This is a genomic window from Paenibacillus sp. IHB B 3415, from assembly GCF_000802655.2.
GTDB lineage: Bacteria > Bacillota > Bacilli > Paenibacillales > Paenibacillaceae > Paenibacillus_AQ > Paenibacillus_AQ phytohabitans.
The window spans coordinates 45,917-62,422 of the sequence record NZ_JUEI01000075.1 but is presented as its reverse complement, the minus strand read 5'-3'; the positions used below and the strand labels follow the sequence as shown (position 1 = coordinate 62,422).

Annotated in this window: 16 protein-coding genes and 1 riboswitch; of the genes, 3 read left to right on the top strand and 13 right to left on the bottom strand. The window is 51.0% G+C overall.

Annotation, left to right across the window (positions count from 1 at the left end; translation table 11 throughout):
- Positions 1–300: 300 nt before the first annotated feature.
- A complete protein-coding gene (locus tag QW71_RS28285; RefSeq protein ID WP_039307246.1) occupies positions 301–660 on the bottom strand; it encodes an iron-sulfur cluster assembly accessory protein in 360 nt (119 codons plus the stop codon).
- Positions 661–1,095: 435 nt separating this feature from the next.
- On the opposite strand from QW71_RS28285, the gene mqnE reads away from it, so the two are divergent.
- Complete coding sequence (mqnE, locus tag QW71_RS28280) at positions 1,096–2,202, top strand: aminofutalosine synthase MqnE (protein ID WP_039307245.1); 1,107 nt, start codon at positions 1,096–1,098, stop codon at positions 2,200–2,202.
- A gap of 79 nt (positions 2,203–2,281) precedes the next feature.
- Positions 2,282–3,343, top strand: coding sequence for an NAD(P)/FAD-dependent oxidoreductase (locus QW71_RS28275; protein WP_039307244.1), 1,062 nt, complete (start codon positions 2,282–2,284; stop codon positions 3,341–3,343).
- A gap of 18 nt (positions 3,344–3,361) precedes the next feature.
- Here QW71_RS28275 and QW71_RS28270 read toward each other — a convergent pair whose 3' ends face one another.
- Entirely contained in the window at positions 3,362–3,616 is a 255-nt protein-coding gene (locus tag QW71_RS28270; protein ID WP_039307242.1) for a YuzB family protein, read from the bottom strand.
- 82 nt (positions 3,617–3,698) lie between these two features.
- Here QW71_RS28270 and QW71_RS28265 point away from each other — a divergent pair, with 82 nt between their 5' ends.
- A complete protein-coding gene (locus QW71_RS28265; protein WP_039307240.1) occupies positions 3,699–3,947 on the top strand; it encodes a NifU family protein in 249 nt (82 codons plus the stop codon).
- A gap of 326 nt (positions 3,948–4,273) precedes the next feature.
- Here QW71_RS28265 and QW71_RS28260 read toward each other — a convergent pair whose 3' ends face one another.
- The 11 genes from QW71_RS28260 to QW71_RS28210 all read right to left on the bottom strand — a co-directional run bounded on the left by QW71_RS28260 (position 4,274) and on the right by QW71_RS28210 (position 16,454).
- Entirely contained in the window at positions 4,274–5,152 is an 879-nt protein-coding gene (locus tag QW71_RS28260; RefSeq protein WP_039307239.1) for a MetQ/NlpA family ABC transporter substrate-binding protein, read from the bottom strand.
- A gap of 57 nt (positions 5,153–5,209) precedes the next feature.
- Positions 5,210–5,878, bottom strand: coding sequence for a methionine ABC transporter permease (locus QW71_RS28255; RefSeq protein WP_039307238.1), 669 nt, complete (start codon positions 5,876–5,878; stop codon positions 5,210–5,212).
- A complete protein-coding gene (locus QW71_RS28250) occupies positions 5,878–6,894 on the bottom strand; it encodes a methionine ABC transporter ATP-binding protein (RefSeq protein ID WP_039307237.1) in 1,017 nt (338 codons plus the stop codon). Before QW71_RS28250 ends, QW71_RS28255 begins: the two co-directional genes overlap by 1 nt.
- A 98-nt stretch (positions 6,895–6,992) precedes the next feature.
- A riboswitch (SAM riboswitch) is annotated at positions 6,993–7,133 on the bottom strand.
- 91 nt (positions 7,134–7,224) lie between these two features.
- Entirely contained in the window at positions 7,225–7,971 is a 747-nt protein-coding gene (locus tag QW71_RS28245) for a Cthe_2314 family HEPN domain-containing protein (protein WP_039307236.1), read from the bottom strand.
- A 27-nt stretch (positions 7,972–7,998) separates the two neighbouring features.
- Entirely contained in the window at positions 7,999–9,771 is a 1,773-nt protein-coding gene (locus tag QW71_RS28240) for a UbiD family decarboxylase (protein ID WP_039307235.1), read from the bottom strand.
- A gap of 56 nt (positions 9,772–9,827) precedes the next feature.
- The gene (locus tag QW71_RS28235; protein WP_152679883.1) at positions 9,828–10,760 is read right to left on the bottom strand and encodes a heme A synthase; all 933 of its coding nucleotides are present in this window, start codon (positions 10,758–10,760) and stop codon (positions 9,828–9,830) included.
- 113 nt (positions 10,761–10,873) lie between these two features.
- Positions 10,874–11,218: a thioredoxin family protein gene (locus QW71_RS28230; RefSeq protein ID WP_039307230.1), complete on the bottom strand. Its 345-nt coding sequence runs from the start codon at positions 11,216–11,218 to the stop codon at positions 10,874–10,876.
- 112 nt (positions 11,219–11,330) lie between these two features.
- Entirely contained in the window at positions 11,331–12,959 is a 1,629-nt protein-coding gene (locus QW71_RS28225) for a polysaccharide biosynthesis protein (protein WP_039307228.1), read from the bottom strand.
- Between the two features lie 26 nt (positions 12,960–12,985).
- Positions 12,986–13,471, bottom strand: a complete 486-nt coding sequence (locus QW71_RS28220; protein WP_039307226.1) for a DUF456 domain-containing protein — start codon at positions 13,469–13,471, stop codon at positions 12,986–12,988.
- 37 nt (positions 13,472–13,508) lie between these two features.
- Positions 13,509–14,288 carry a Cof-type HAD-IIB family hydrolase gene (locus tag QW71_RS28215; RefSeq protein ID WP_039307224.1) on the bottom strand — a complete coding sequence of 260 codons (780 nt, stop codon included), beginning with the start codon at positions 14,286–14,288 and terminating at the stop codon, positions 13,509–13,511.
- A gap of 75 nt (positions 14,289–14,363) precedes the next feature.
- Positions 14,364–16,454, bottom strand: coding sequence for a penicillin-binding protein 2 (locus tag QW71_RS28210; protein WP_039307222.1), 2,091 nt, complete (start codon positions 16,452–16,454; stop codon positions 14,364–14,366).
- Positions 16,455–16,506 lie beyond the last annotated feature (52 nt).

The window sequence follows — 16,506 nt, the reverse complement described above, 5'->3', positions numbered from 1 at the left end:
TCTTACGCCCTCAAGGGTTTAAGTCGATTTTCTAGGTGCGAAAGTTGAGTAATTTATAATTAAATATATAGGGATATTCTTTTTTATTATCGGATTATTTTTCCATAAATTTTATAGTTATCCATCCCTCCAGTATTTCCTTTAACCTTGATCCGTTGTCATTCCAATCTTCTTCTGCTTTTTTGGCCAAATAAAAAACCTCCTGAAAAGTGTAGTGTACTTCTTACACAATTCAAGAGGTTGAGAAGCCGTGATCAACGGCTGCATATTTAGCTGTCTATATAAATTTCAGTGCCCGTCTTAGCAAGGCTCAGCCGCCGGCTTGCCTGCATCTTCCTTCGTACGGAAAGAAGATCCGCAGCCGCACGTAGCAGTGGCGTTCGGATTATTGATGGTGAACCCGCCCGTCATACCGGATTCCTCGAAATCGATCTCCAGGCCGTCAAGGTAACGGATATCGTCTTTGCTTACGACTACCTTCAAGCCCTCGATGTCCATATACACATCCTGCTCGCTTTCGTTATCATCGAAACCCATGGCATAAGAGAACCCGCTGCAGCCCCCGGGTGTTACGCCCAGACGGAGAAACATATCAGGTACTTCCTGCTCAGCAAGCATGGTCTTCAATTGGCCTGCTGCTAATTCACTAATGTTAATCATAACTTTAACCTCCTAAAAGTTTTGTTAGCATCCGCATCCTTATCTCACTTCGTGAAAACTCGCCTTGGAAGCATAAGCTTAAGTTTTGTTGGCATACTTCTGCAATAGCTTTTATCAACCAGCCCTAAGGCCTTAGGTAATGTTCAAATAATTTGCACTTCTATAATTTAAATTAAGTATACTCCACTATTCTCTTAGCCTCAAGTCGCAAACATACCGCAGCTATGCATTTCATGCCGGGTTCCCTTAAGTTTTCTGGCGGTTGCTCACCCTCCGGGAGAGGTTTATAATAGGAAAAGCGATATACGTAAAAATTCGGAAATTTGTCACGAGGTTACATCAAACCTCTATTTCATGCCGGTCTGCTGCCGGTTCATTTCGTTAGCTCACGATTCTGCGATGCAGTTGCCTCGCCAACCTTCAGGAGGAAATTATATGTCTACCCTTATAACACCCCACATGGATGCCCGGATGGCGAACATCATTGAGAAGGTCCGCGGCGGAGAAAGATTAAATTTGGAAGATGGCGTTTATTTATATGAGAGCAATGATTTATTAACGATCGGGCAATTAGCCAATGAGGTTAACCAGCGAAAAAACGGGAATAAAGTATATTTTATCGAAAACATGAGTCTATATTTCACCAATGTCTGCGAATCCCGCTGCGCATTCTGCAATTTCCGCAAGGATGAGGGAGAAGACGGCGCTTATACCCTTTCCGGCGAGGAAATGGTGCAATATGTGCAGCAGCATATCCATCCCGGCGTACGCGAGTTCCACATTGTCGGAGGCCATAATGATAACGTGCCCTTCCAGTACTATGTTGATTCGCTAAAAGCCTTGAACGAGCACTTCCCTGACGTCACTCTCAAGGCTTACACCGCAGCAGAGATCGACTTCTTCACCCGCATCAGCGGCCTTAGCATCCGTGAAGTACTGGAGCAGCTGCGCGCCGCCGGACTGAAGACACTTACCGGTGGAGGGGCAGAGATTCTGTCCGACCAGTACCGCAAAAAAATGCGTGTGGACAAAGCCAATGTCGAGGAATATCTGGAGGTTCACCGCACTGCTCATAATATAGGTATGAGAACACATACGACTATGCTGTACGGCTCCATTGAGTCCCGCGAGGACCGCATCCGCCACATGCTGCAAATCCGCGAGCTGCAGGACGAAACAGGCGGATTCATGGTGTTCATTCCGCTCTCCATGCAGCCTAAGAACAAGAATGCTGGCATTATGCGCCGGAACTCTGCTTACGAGGATCTTAAGACGATTGCAGTAAGCCGTCTGATGCTGGATAACTTTGACCATATCAAAGCCTACTTCATTAATATCGGAGCACAGCTGACCCAGGTTGCCCTCAGCTTCGGAGCTTCAGATGTACATGGCACGATTCTCAAAGAACGGATCAGCCATGCCGCGGGCGCATTGACCCCGGAAGGTCTGACACGTGAAGAGCTGATCTGGCTCGTCAAAGGGGCCGGACGGATTCCGGTTGAACGGGATACTTTCTACAACGAGATTAAAGTATACGAGTAACAACTAACCGCACCAGCCTATAATCCTGCGGAACTGCCTTGCCCATCTCGCACCATACCTGAAAGGAAGATCGGTTCGCATGAGAACTCTACTTGTCCTGGGCGGCGGCTACGGCGGTCTTGCCCTCATTCAGCAACTGCTTAACAACCATCTCCCCCATGATGTGGAAATCGTCCTGGTTGACCGGATGCCGTATCAGGGAATCAAGACGGAATATTATGCACTGGCCGCAGGAACTGTAACGGATTATCATCTGCGGATTCAATTCCCGGTTCATCCCCGCTTAACGATCCGCTATGGTCAGGTGGGCTCCATCGATCTGGAGAGCCGGGTGATATTCCTCGATACCGGGGAGCCGATATCTTATGATATTCTGGCGATAGCGCTCGGCTGCACCGATAATTTCCATAACATCCCCGGAGCCGAGCACTATGCCTGCAGTATTCAGAGCTTTGCCGGGACCCGCGAAACCTACCGCCGGCTGAACGATGTGAAGCCTTACGGAACAGTCAACATTGTAGGCGGAGGACTGAGCGGAGTTGAGATTGCCTCAGAACTGCGGGAGAGCCGGCCTGATCTGAACATCTCCATTCTGGACCGCGGGGAACGGGTATTGTCTTCTTTCCCGGCCAAGCTGTCACAGTATGTGGAGGAATGGTTCAATGAGCATCATGTGGAGACCATGGGACGGGTATCCGTCTCCCATGTAGAAAAGGATGCCATCTTCAATGGCACCCAGGCAATTCCTGCTGATGTTACGGTCTGGACTGCCGGCATTCAGCCGGTGCAGGTGGTCCAGCAGCTTGAACTCCCCAAAGACCGTGGAGGACGGATCATTGTGGGCAATTATTACAATGTGGCCGACTATCCGGAGGTATACGTGATTGGGGATTGCGCCAGCCTGCCCTTCGCACCAAGCGCACAAGCCGCAGGTGCTCAGGGAGAACAGGTGGGGCAGATTATTCAGGCCCTATGGCGGGGTGAGACGCCGAAGCTGCATAAGATCAAGCTTAAGGGGACTCTCGGTTCACTGGGTAAAAATGCCGGCTTCGGCCTGATGGGCCGCCGCTCCGTCATGGGCCGTGTTCCGCGCCTGCTCAAAAGCGGCGTGCTCTGGATGTCTAAGCGCCATTTCGGGTAGGACAACCACGGCTGCGGTTTAGTCGATCTCAAGGCTATCCCATGCCTCAGCCTCTTTAATGGCTGCCTCAATCGCCTCTTCAAGTCCGTCGGCGGATTCGGCTTCAATAATCTCCCCGTCGACCATGGCGAAGGGCTGCAGATAACATTGTCCGCAGTTGTTCAGACAGCCGTACTCCACCACATCGTATTCGGGGTTTTGCTCCAGCTTATTTTTGAGCTTTTCTGTACCATGTCCGATATTACTGGCACAAAATTCTATAATTGGTCTCATGATGATCTCCCTATTCTGCGCAAACCATTTTATTTTTTAACTTTTTGTACTATAATAAACATACGAAAGGAGTGATTGAGAAATGAGTGAGAATGTACAAAGTGCAACCATGTACGATGAAGTATTGGAAGTGCTCGATAAACTTCGTCCGTTCCTGCAGCGCGATGGCGGTGACGTCGAACTGATCGATGTAGAAGACGGCATCGTTAAGTTGAAGCTTATGGGTGCCTGCGGCAGTTGCCCAAGCTCCACGATCACGCTGAAAGCCGGGATCGAACGCGCTCTTGTTGAAGAAGTAGAAGGCGTGGAAGAAGTTATTCAAGTATTCTAATCCCGTATCATAGATCATCCCGGCCTCCGTTGAGAAGGCCGGGATTTTTTTTATTATAGTGGATTTCACAGGCAGGATCAACCCGCCGCGTTCCCGGTAAACTTACCCATCCTTCCAAAAGACCAGAAATGCCCTGTCAACCGTTCCCGGCTGACAGGGCATTGGGGATTTTTTTTATTATAGTGGATTTCACAGGCAGGATCAACCCGCCGCGTTCCCGGTAAACTTACCCATCCTTCCAAAAGACCAGAAATGCCCTGTCAACCGTTCCCGGCTGACAGGGCATTTCTGGTCTTCACTTTAGTTGCTCAGCTTAAGCTTTAAGCTTAGAATGCAGGGATAATTGCACCTTCATATTTCTCTTCGATGAAGGCTTTGGCTTCTGCAGAGTTCAGGGCTGCAGCCAGCTTCTGGATCACATCGGAATCTTTGTTGTCCGGACGGGCTACCAGCAGGTTGGCATAAGGGGAATCTGCTCCTTCGATGAACAAAGCATCCTTCGTTGGAACCAGGCCGGCTTCCAGCGCATAGTTGGTGTTAATCAGCGCCAGATCTACCTCGTCCAGCTGACGCGCCAGCATTGCTGCATCCAGCTCAATGATTTCAAGCTTCTTGGTGTTCTCAGTGATATCAGCTTTGGTGGAAGTGATGTTGGTGTCATCCTTCAATTTAATTAGACCGTTCTTAGCCAGCAGGATCAATGCGCGTCCGCCGTTGGTGGCATCATTCGGGATGGCAACCTTGGCACCGTCAGCCAGTTCGCTGATCGCTTTAATCTTTTTAGAATACGCACCGAAAGGTTCAACGTGAACCGCGGTTACAGATACAAGATCCGTGCCGTTCTTGGCATTCTGGTCATCCAGATAAGGCTTGTGCTGGAAGAAGTTCACATCCAGTTGTTTCTCGGCAAGCTGTGTATTCGGAAGGATATAGTCCGTGAATTCTTTGATCTCAAGCGTAATGCCTTGTGCTTCAAGCAGCGGGGCAATAGCTTTCAGAATTTCCGCATGCGGTACAGGAGAAGCTCCAATGACCAAGGTTACCGGTTCTGCAGCAGGTTCAGTGGTCGGTTCTGCAGCAGCAGCTTCCGTTGGCGCCGTTGTAGCCGCAGAGTTTGCCGCGTTATTCGCAGCGTTATTGTTGCCGCAAGCTGCAAGCACCAATATCATGGTCAAGCTGAAGAATGTGAGCAGTACTTTTTTCATCTGTAAATCCCCCTCTAATCAATAATTTGTATGAATAAGGCTCTATATGGACATACCTTATTTCCGTGTAAAATGTCTTACCAGCCGGTCACCGGCCATTTGCAGCAGCTGCACCAGAATAACCATCAGGGCCACCGAGATAATCATGACTTCCTTCTCATAACGGTAATAGCCGTAGCGGATCGCCAGGTCACCCAGACCGCCGCCGCCTATCATCCCGGACATTGCGGTATACGAGACGAGGGTAACAATCGTGATCGTAACACCGGCCAGCAGACCCGGACGAGCCTCCGGCAGCAACACACGCATTACAATCTGTCCCGTGGATGCTCCCATACCCTGCGCCGCTTCGATGATCCCCCGGTCAACCTCCCGCAGTGCCGTCTCTACCAGTCTGGCGAAGAATGGAGCCGCGCCGATCACCAGCGCCGGAATCGTTCCAAGTACACCTATTGAGGTACCCATAATCGACTTGCTGAACGGAATCAGGGCAACCATCAGAATAATAAAGGGAACCGAACGCAGAATATTTACGACGAACGATAATACCGAGTAAACAACCCTGATAATAGTGTTATTAGACTTGCCCCATAAATATAACACAATTCCGAGCGGTAAACCAAGGATAATTGTGAATATTCCTGAAAAAGCTAACATTTTTAGTGTTGCGACCGTGGCATCAAGCATTTCTTCCCAGTTAATCGCGCTAAAATCCAGTCCGCCCATTAAGAAATCACCTCCACATCAAGGCCTTCAGCCGCAAGCTCGGAAAGTGTTGCTTCCACGGCATCGGATGGCCCTTCAAACCGGACGATCAGCTGACCATACGGGACGTCCTTGATAGTAGAAATGGTTCCCTGCAGAATGGCGAAATTAACTCCGGTTCCCTGCGCCACATGGGAAAGGGTCGATTCGTACGTCTTTTGCCCAAGAAAAGTAATTTTGACCGCCTTAGTATATCCGGCATGTACAGCATCAATCGCTTGCCGCAGCGGTCCGTCTGCCTGAGTTTCACTGCGGATGAATTCTTTCGTAACCTCATGCCTCGGTTTCAGAAAAACCTGGGCAACGTCGCCCTGCTCCACAATCCCGCCCCCATGAATGACAGCCACCCGGTCGCAAATGCTCTGAATGACATGCATCTCATGCGTAATCAGCACAATGGTCAAGTGAAATTTCCGGTTAATATCCAGCAGCAGGCGCAGAATTGAATCCGTTGTCTGCGGGTCCAGTGCTGAAGTCGCTTCATCGCATAGCAGAACATCAGGATCGCTCGCCAGAGCACGGGCGATCCCGACCCGCTGCTTCTGGCCTCCGGACAGCTGAGCCGGATATTTGTTCCGGTGCTCCTCAAGTCCGACTAGAGCCAGCAGATCCTGAACCTTCCGCTCAATCTCCGTCTTGGAGGTTCCGGTAAGCCGCAGCGGAAAGGCGATATTGTCATAGACAGTTGCGGAGGAGAGCAGATTGAAATGCTGAAAGATCATCCCGATCTTGCGCCGCTGCTCCTGCAGCTGTCCCTGGCTGAGTGCGGTCAATTCCACCCCATCCACCCATACTTCACCCTCGCTCGGACGTTCCAGCAGATTAATGCAGCGGATCAGCGTACTTTTGCCGGCACCGGAGTGGCCGATCACACCGAATATCTCCCCCTTCTTAATCGACAGGCTTAGTCCGGAAAGCGCCATCGCGGCCTTGCTTCCTTTACCGTATACTTTCGTTAAATCTTTCAGCTCTATCAATCGCCCCGTCCTCCTTCTTCCATGCAATTTATAACAAAAAAGACCTCTTACGATCCGTGCAGATCGGAAGAGGCCGTGTGTGTGAAGTAAACAATGCCGTCTCATCTGCCAAGACCGCAAACCTAGCGGCATTGTAGGAATTAGCACCATGACATTTGCAGGCAGCAGCTAGGCTATGCTGTGTACAAATCGGTTGCCGGGCTTCATCGGGCCTATCCCTCCGCCGCTCTCGATAAGATTATAGTATGAAGTTATATATGCCGTTTCATGTTAGAAGTAAATACTTGCATAAGTATATTAAGTTTCCGGTTCTTTGTCAAAGGTAAGTTTTTACGGCTGTCCGTGCTCTGAACGCTGGCTGGATGCAGCTTTATTCTTGTGCCACTGCTCATTGCTGTACCTGAAGGCAGCCGACAAAGATTTGCACACCATCTCCAGGCTCTGCTTCAAATCCTCCAGATGGCTGTCGAGATCCTCCAGTTGGATTTTGTCATGCAGCCCCTGATGGCGCTGCCAGAGATCATCCGTCATCTCAGCGTTCATGTAGTGAATCTCGGCATTGCGCCGTTTGCGCAGATTCTCTACGGGTTCGCGGTAAGAGTTCCTGATCTTCTCCAGCTCATTGGCCAGCGGGTTGTGCGCGTGAAGCAGCTGAAATTGGCGAAGCACTGTGAAGTAAGAGAAATGTGCTTTGACTTTACCTGTATTCAGATCATATAGACTGTTCAAGACCGTACCCAGCTTGTCCAGCAGGGAGAACACCCGGATGAAGCCGTCCTTATAAAAATACACATACCTGGCGTACTCTCCCTGCTCCATGGGCGACATATCATCCATATAACCGGCAACCACCGACTTCCGGTAAAAGGCGGCGGCGAACCAGCTCTGCTCCAGCTCGTCCAGCGATGAGATCAGACCGCGTGTCCATATCTCCAGCTTGCGGTATTCATGGTCACGGTCTTCATGTGCGTTCATCTCCTTGCGCAGCATGGAGGCGACCTTCGCCATGTTGTCCATGGCTTCGGCCAGTACCCCGCTGTTCTCGCGGGGCGGCTCTCCCAGTAATGTCCGCAGCATATTTGTCCTCCTCAGAATACTTAAGATCTAAACAAGAGGGAAATAACGGTTCCAGTTCCGGTTCACCAGTTCAACCGTGTCCTCATGCGGAACCAGCTCCTCCGGGTACCCCGGCTTCATCCGGGCATCTATTACAATCGGCAGGGAATAGCTGATTGCGTTACGCAGTACATGGGTCTCCGCATAAATATCATCCGCCGGATTAAACCGGGTGAACACTGTCCACAGGAAGGAGGTTTGTGTGCGCACCGCTTCTGCAGCATCGTCCACCAGAACAATCAGCGGCCAGGCTGTACCCTTCTCCTGGAAGGAAGCGGCCAGCCTGACGGGAAGCTCAGGGTCTTCTATATAGGATGCTCCGGAAACAGCTAAACATCCGCCGCAATAGGGCATGGCGCCGGTGATTGCTGGAAGGTGACCCTCCGTGTAGGTTCTGGGCAGCTCACGCACCGGGTTGCCGGTGCCCATCATCACAGCCTTACTGCCATGATTCAGCTTGCGGCCGGTATAGTCAAGGGTATCCATGGAGGTGTTAGCGAAGATCACCAGATCGGATGCCGGATTAAAGCGTTCAAGCACGGTTTCCAGCAGTTTGGGGAAATCCGTAAGCTCAACCGGTTCATTCGTCAGGAGCAGGAATTTCGTTAAGGAGAGCTGCCCTTCCCCCAGGATACGGAAGGCCGAAGCCAGTCCCTCACGCGGATAGCTCTCTCTCACCACCGCAGACGCCAAGGCGTTCGAGCCGGATTCCGAGTACGCCCACAGTGCTTTTACGGAAGGCATCATTAACGGATAGGCCGGAGCCAGCAGCCGCTGCAGATAATCCTTAAGATAATAATCCTCCTGGCGGGGTTTGCCGGTAATCGTGGCCGGAAAAATCGCGTCCTTGCGGTGCCACATCCGCTGCACATGCATCACTGGAAAATCATGCTGCAGCGAATAATAGCCGGATTGACTGCCATAAGGGCCTTCCAGTCTACGCTCAAACGGAGACACCCACCCGCGGATGGAGAATTCGGCTTCTGATGGGATGCGGTGACCGCCCAGTGGGTCCTGCACCATAGGAAGCTTCCCGCCCTGCATAAGGGATGCCAGCATCAATTCCGGAAGGCGCTCTGAAACCGGGGCAACAGCGGCCGCGATCAGGGCAGGAGGCCCGCCGATAAAGACAGAGACCGGAAGCGTCTCCCCCAGCAGCTCAGCCTGGCGGTGATGGAAGCCGCCCCCTTTATGGATTTGCCAATGAATGCCGGTGGTGCTGTCATCGTGAATCTGGACCCGGTACATCCCGAGATTATGGTCTTTGGGGTTGGTTATACTCTCTGTATAGACCAGAGGAAGGGTGATGAACGGCCCTCCATCCTTAGGCCAGCTGGTAATTCGGGGCAATTCCTGTAGCGGATTACTGCTGCGGCAGATCCCTAGTACCGGTGCTTCACCTTGCGGTATATTTTTGGTTCCTGCTCTGATCAGGTCAAGCAGCAGACCCTTTTCTCTCCAAAGTCCGGCAGCTGATGGCGGAATCATCGTTTCCATAGCTGCCGTCATCGATTTCAATAACTGCTCCGGGCGGGTCCCGAAGGCCTTGTTCACCCGGCGGACAGTACCGAACAGATTGGTTGCAACCGGGAACGGCGTTCCTTTTACATTTGTAAACAGCAGCGCCGGGCCCTCCTCACCGGCCACCCGGCGGTGAATCTCGGCCAGCTCCAGATTCGGATCAACCGGAGCATCAATCACGGCAAGATCCTTGTCCCTGCGCAGCTGTTCGATCCATTGTCGCAAATTACCGTATCCCACTAAACGTTCCTCCTCGAACCGGGCCCGTACCTTATCCCCTGCCCTTAACGGTAATCTTATCGCTTCTTGCCCGTCCCGCTTAACTGCCAGACACGGACACTCATATAACATAAAACCCCAAACAAGCCGGCAATCAGCAAAATATGCGACAACGCGGTAAATATGTACAGTCGTTCATTATACAGCGTATGAACCACAGCAGCTCCACTGAATACCTGCATCAGGCAGAGCAGCACTGCGGCAACACCCAGAGCCCTCAGCTCCGGCAGCTCTTTGTATTTCCAGAAAGCCAGATGTCCCAGAATAGCAATCAGCAGGAACAGCAGCGCCGCTGCAACCCGGTGTATGAATACAATGCCCACCCCGCCAGACAGCTCCGGAATCCATTCCCCATTGCACAGCGGCCAGCCTGAACAGCCCCCCTGCGAATCGGTATGGCTTACATAAGCTCCAATATACACGACCATATAAGAATATAACGCAGTAAACCAGGTTAAGTTACGGAAGCCCCTGCTAACTTTCGGTTCTGCAGTGCTATTTTCTTCCCCAGAAAGGTAGATCCGTCTGGCTCCAAGCGCAAGCATCAGTGAGCTGGCGAACGCAATCAGCGAGAATCCCATATGTAAAGCCATCACTGCAGCAGACTGCGACTTAATTACCGCAAGCGCTCCCATTCCGCCTTGCACCACTACGAATATAAGGGTTAACAAGGCATAGGTAAGCAGATCCCTGCGCTTACGGGCGTAACGCCAGAACGCAAACATGGAAGCCAGTGACATTAGACCCGCAAGTCCGCTGAACAGACGATGGGTATATTCAATGAGGGAGCCTACGGTATAAGCCGGAATCAGCTTTCCGTGACACAGCGGCCATTCATTCCCGCATTCCAGTCCCGAACCCGTCTTGGTAACCACAGCTCCGCCGAGCAGCGCCAGAAACATAACGAGGCAGGTTATATAGCTAAGCCATTTTAATTGAAGGGTCGTCAATGTTATCACCCGCATTTTTATAGGAATGAATTAGTATAATGATTGCGCCCGCAGACAATTCCAGAAAAAAAACACCGCTTCTGCTCGGGTAGGGCGAAAGCGGTGCTGCTTCATTACTTGTGGATACTAAGGTAAACATCCAGCGCCGTATTCAGGAAATTCTCAATTTCCTCACGGGACTTACGAAGCTTATTCACGAATCTGACCAGTTCCCGTCCATCGGTATACGCGACAAAGCTCGGAATGCCCAGAATATTCTGTTCCTGGCTAACGTCGCCTACTGCATCGACATCCACTTCAACGAGTGTAAGGCGGTCACTATATTTCTGTTCCACATCCGGCATGAACGGATCAATGAATTTGCAATCCGAGCACCAATCCGCCTTGAATACCGCCACAGTTAAGCGCGGAGATTGTATTGACACCTGAAACTCAGCAGGAGAACTAATTTTGTCCATCTATTATCCATCCTTTCTCATTTAACCGTTACCCATGATTCTTCTCTAAGTGAAGCAAAATGTACGGAATAAGTCAAATAAAAAAAGACAAAACAAGACAATGATCACAGCTTTATTCGTTTGCACGCACATGCGCCGGCTGCAGCTTCATTAGAGGATTCAGCAGTTTGCGCAGCGGACGCGGGTAACCAGCGATTTCCTGGCTGCTCAGTACGCCCAGAACAATCAACAGTACCAGATAAACGATAACCACGGCAGCTCCAACAACCAGACATGTAATCAGGAATGCCAGTCGTGCCGGCATCAGATGAGTCAGCATAATCCCCGCTTCATTGAGGCCATAGCCGATTCCGGCCGATGCGAGTACAGCGATTGAGAATCCGCCCCAGCGTTTGCCGAGAATTTCGAAGGGAATGATCTTTTTGAGCATCCGCAGATTAAGCAGCGTAATGACAATGAAGCACAGGGCCGTAGAGCCGATGATGCCATAGATGCCGAACAGTTGGCTGAACAGGAAGTTGGAGGCGAACTTCACGATAATCCCGGCAAGCACATAATACATCGAAATCCGCGATTTGCCCATCCCGAGCAGAATAGAGTTCGTAGTCATCATAGTTATTTGAAAAATAGTGCCCAGCGTCAGCATCGCTACAATCCCGCTGCCGTCCAGACTGCTGAAGATCAGTCCATTGACAGAATATGCCGCCACAACGAGAGAGAGTACAATCGGTGTGCCGGTAAGAATGGAAATACGCATGGCCAGGGTAACCTGGCGTTTCAGATGCTGTTCATCTTTGCGGGCGTACGCCGCTGAAATAATCGGAATGAGCGAAGTACTAAGCGCGATAGACAACACCGGCGGAATACCCGCTATACTCTGTGCACGGCTGCCGAAGATCCCCAGAGCCCGGGTAGCTTCCTCCATTCCGATCCGGCCGCTGAGCAGCGGTACAATAAAGGAAGTATCGATAAAGTTCACAACAGGTACTGTGATCGAAGATAATACAATTGGAATGGACAGCTTGAAAATATCTTTATAAATTCCAAGTAACGGAAGGCGCGCCTCATTCGATTCATAAAGAGCAATCTGCTCCTCGCTGCGGCGCATTTTTACCGCATAATACAGCATGACACCGAAAGCGCCGACGCTCCCGAGTACACTGCCGAAAGAAGCGCCCGCAGCCATCCATGTGTTGCTGTAGCCTTGGCGCAGCAGAATAAAAGCCAGCAGAATTGCCGTAGATACCCGGGCAATCTGCTCAATAATCTGCGAGATACCTCCGGCCATCATATTATTGCGCCCCTGGAAATAACCGCGCATCATCGCGATTGCGGGGAACAGCAGCAGCGCCGGGGCAATCGCCCGGATTGCCAGCGTACTCTCAGGAACTTTGGTGTACTCCGCGTAATACGGAGCGGCTATGTACAGTATTGTACTCATTACAACACCTACAACAGCTGCAAAAATAAGGGCGGCACGGTATACCTGCTGTGCTTCATGCGGCCGGTTCAGAGCATAACGCTCAGATACCATTTTGCTCAGCGTGCTGGGTATTCCTGCGGTCGCCAGCGGAAGGAGCAGGAGATACACATTGTTAGCCTGTGTAAAGGATGCATTCCCTATATCATTGAATAGATGTTCCAGCGGAACCCGCTGGGCAAGTCCAAGGATGCGGGCCACAAGTGCGGCCGCAGCCAGAATAAGCGTGCCTTTAACAAAAGATTCTTTCTTGGTGGACAAGCTGTTTCGCCTTCTTCACAATAAATTTAATACCGTCCGATCCAGATAAAGAAGAGGACGACCATAACAATCTGCAAAATGATTTTGACTACGGTACTGCTGAATAGCCCCAGCAAGGAGCCGAAGCTGACCTTGACCGCCTTGCCGGGCTTAGAGCCAGCAATCAGCTCACCGGCAAAGGCCCCGAGGAACGGACCGATCAGCAGACCAAAGGCCGGAATAAGAAAGGGGCCAATAATCAAGCCGATCGTGCTGCCGATGACGGACGCCCGTGAGCCGCCGAACTTTTTGACACCCCAGGCCCCGACTACATAATCGGCAACGAACAGAACCACCACAATCAGTGTCTGGATAATCCAGAACCAGGCACCGAAGGAGTGGAAGGAAAAGAACCAGCCGTATACGAAGAAGGCCAGATAAATCGCCAGCGCGCCCGGCAGGATTGGATATACCGCTCCTGCCAGCCCTACTGCAAACAAAGCAATGATCAGAATCCAACCCAGGATCGTCAATTCCTTCAACTCCTCAAGTTTTGATAGGATAAGTAAGCTAAGCCTGCTTAGAAATTCTACCGGCCGAGGTTCCGGCCTCCGCAAGAATATACTTCTCGATCACTTCCGCGATCCCGTCATCATTGTTCGTAGCCACAACAGCATCGGCTTCCTGCTTAACGGTCTCCTGGGCATTGCCCATCGCTACGCCGAATCCGGCCTGCTGAATGGCCGCCAGATCATTCAGACTGTCGCCGACGGCTACAACCTGGGACATGTTAATGCCAAGCAGCTTGCAGACTTCCAGAATGCCGGATGCCTTGTTAACGCCAAGCGGATTAATCTCCAGATTGAACGGCGAGGAATTGGTGATCTCCAGCCCGCCCAGCTCCTGCAGACGCATCAGCAGCTTATGGCGGATATCATTATCCTCAGTAGAATAACCGAATTTCAGCCATTCCCTGCTGTCAATTTCGCCGTCCCAGGTGTCGCGGTTGTATACTTCATCCACGGAATATGCCCAGAACCAGATATCGAACTCTTCGGCAATCTTATGCATCTGTTTGACCAGTTCCACATCCATCAGGGACCGGCGGTACAGCTCCCCCGGTGCGCGCCATACTTCACTTCCGTTTACCATAATCATTGGAGTCTCCAGGCCTAGCTGCACGGCATAAGGCATCGCACTCCGGGACGAACGTCCGGTAGACAGGCAGACATGTACGCCGGCATTCATCGCTTTTTTGATCCATTCCACCGTTTTGGGGGTAATTTTCTGTTCATCATTCAGTAGGGTTCCATCCATATCCAATGCAAGCAGGCGGTATTTGGCAGTCATTTGCCACCCCTCCATTCTTGTATGTCTCCCGGTCGGGAGCAGCTGTGTATTTGTCAATCAGGCTACGGCAGTTCGTCAGTTTGTGTTTACGGCATCTCCGTTGGCCGGATCTGCAGTTTTTACATTTTTCTTCGGGTTGCCATCCAGCCCGTACTCCCAGTCATACGCATCGAATATTTTACGCGCGACCGGCGCGGCACTGTTGGAGCCAAACCCGCCTTCAGGGATGACCACGGCAACTGCTAACTTAGGATTATTACGCGGGGCAAAAGCAATAAATACCCCGTTATCACGCAATTCACCTTTACCGAGCTGCTGGGAGGTACCTGTCTTACGGGCAAAATCATAAGGGAAATCAGTGAATGCAGTAACCTTACTGTTCATGCCCTGTTTGATTTCTTTCCAGAAGGACGGGTCAAAGGTCGTTACTTCATCCAGCACCTCGCGCTCAAACTGTTTGACCACATTGCCTTCAGAGTCGGTGATCTTGCTGACCAGCTGCGGCTTGATGCGCACACCTTCATTGGCAAGCGTGGAAGCGTACTGTGCCAGCTGCAGCACCGTATAACGGCCCTGCTGCCCGAAGGAGGCATAGACCAGTGCGGCTTGCGCACTGCCCGCTGCCTTGGTATCGGTATAGTTAATCTGTCCCAGATACTCATTCGGAAGCCCGCTCTGTGTGGAGACGCCGAGGCCGAACTCCTTCATATACTTATCCCAAACTTCAATCCCCTTGCCCTTATATTGCTCATAAAGCTTCTTGCCGACCATATCCACCATGAATACGTTGGAGGAATCCTCAATCGCTTTGGCCGGGTCCATTGGACCGTAGACATGTCCGGAGGAATTGCGTACGGAGGATTTGTCATCCTTACCGAAATAGGCGATCCCTTTATCATTATATCGGTAAGAGGTGCTGAAGAATCCTTCGTTCAAGCCCACAAGCACACTCAGCGGCTTAATGGTTGAACCCAGTAATACGGTAGAACCGAATCCATGGCCCGACATCCCTGAAGAATACGGAGTAATCGTCCCATTCTGATAGTTACCCATAATTTTATTCCAAGTATCGGAATCCAGCTTCTCCGCCGTCCAGACATTGGTATCATAATCCGGCATACTGGCCATGGCAACAATATTGCCTGTATCCACTTCCATGGCTACCGCATAACCCGTGAGTGCATCGGGGTGGGTTTTGCCCTGTACGGCATGACTGTGCAGCCAGCTGATCTGCTCCGTAATGGCCTCTTCCGTCTTGAGCTGGACGTTCTTATTAATCGTCATCCAGACATCATTACCCTTGACCGGCGGCACAACCTCTTCAACCTTCTCGGCCATATTCTGCGGATTCACTGAAATGACCTGATAACCATTCTTGCCGCGCAGCTCCCGCTGATATTGCAGCTCCAGACCGTCAAAGCCGACAAACTCATCATCTTTATAGTTCAGACCGGGATCGGCATCGATCTTCTTCATTGCGTTCTGTATGTTCTTATAGATATTAAGTGTACTGGACGATTTGAACGGCTTGATATACCCGACTGTCTGCACAGCAACCGTGTCCTTGTCATAATGCCGCACGCCTTCTTCAACAATCTCAAGACCGGGGAACTCGCTTTTATGCTCCATGAAATAAGCAACTTCCTGGGTGGTAAGACCGGATTTGATCTTGCGGGCCATATAACCCGAATATTTTTTGAAATATAAATCCAATGAAGTAATCACATTATTCACCGTCAGCTTCTCGCCGTCCGGATCACCATGTTTATCGAATTCCTCGACCAGCCGGGTTGCCAGCGCATAGGCGTTAGCTCTAGATTCCGGCTTCAGTGCACTGATTCCGGTTTCCTTATCCACGGCTTTGGCCGTATATTCCTTCGTCAGGGTGATATACAGCGATTGAACGGAGGTCGAATAGGCAATTTCTTCTCCTCCGGCTGCGCGAATCGCACCACGGATGGACGCCAGCGGTACACTTTTGGTATCCCGGCTGGTCTCCACCTCGGTCAGCTTAGGTCCTTCCACAAACTGCACAACAGCCAGACGGATAATAATTACACAAAAAATTGCAAACGTGCTGAAGAAAAACACGTTGAGCCGCAGGCCAAGCGAACTCTTGCTGTCCTTCTCGTCCGGGGGAGAGGCCTGCTTTCGGAAAACACTCACAGTTTTTCACTCCTCTACATCTCAAGTGGAAACGGCTTGGCCGTCCTTAATA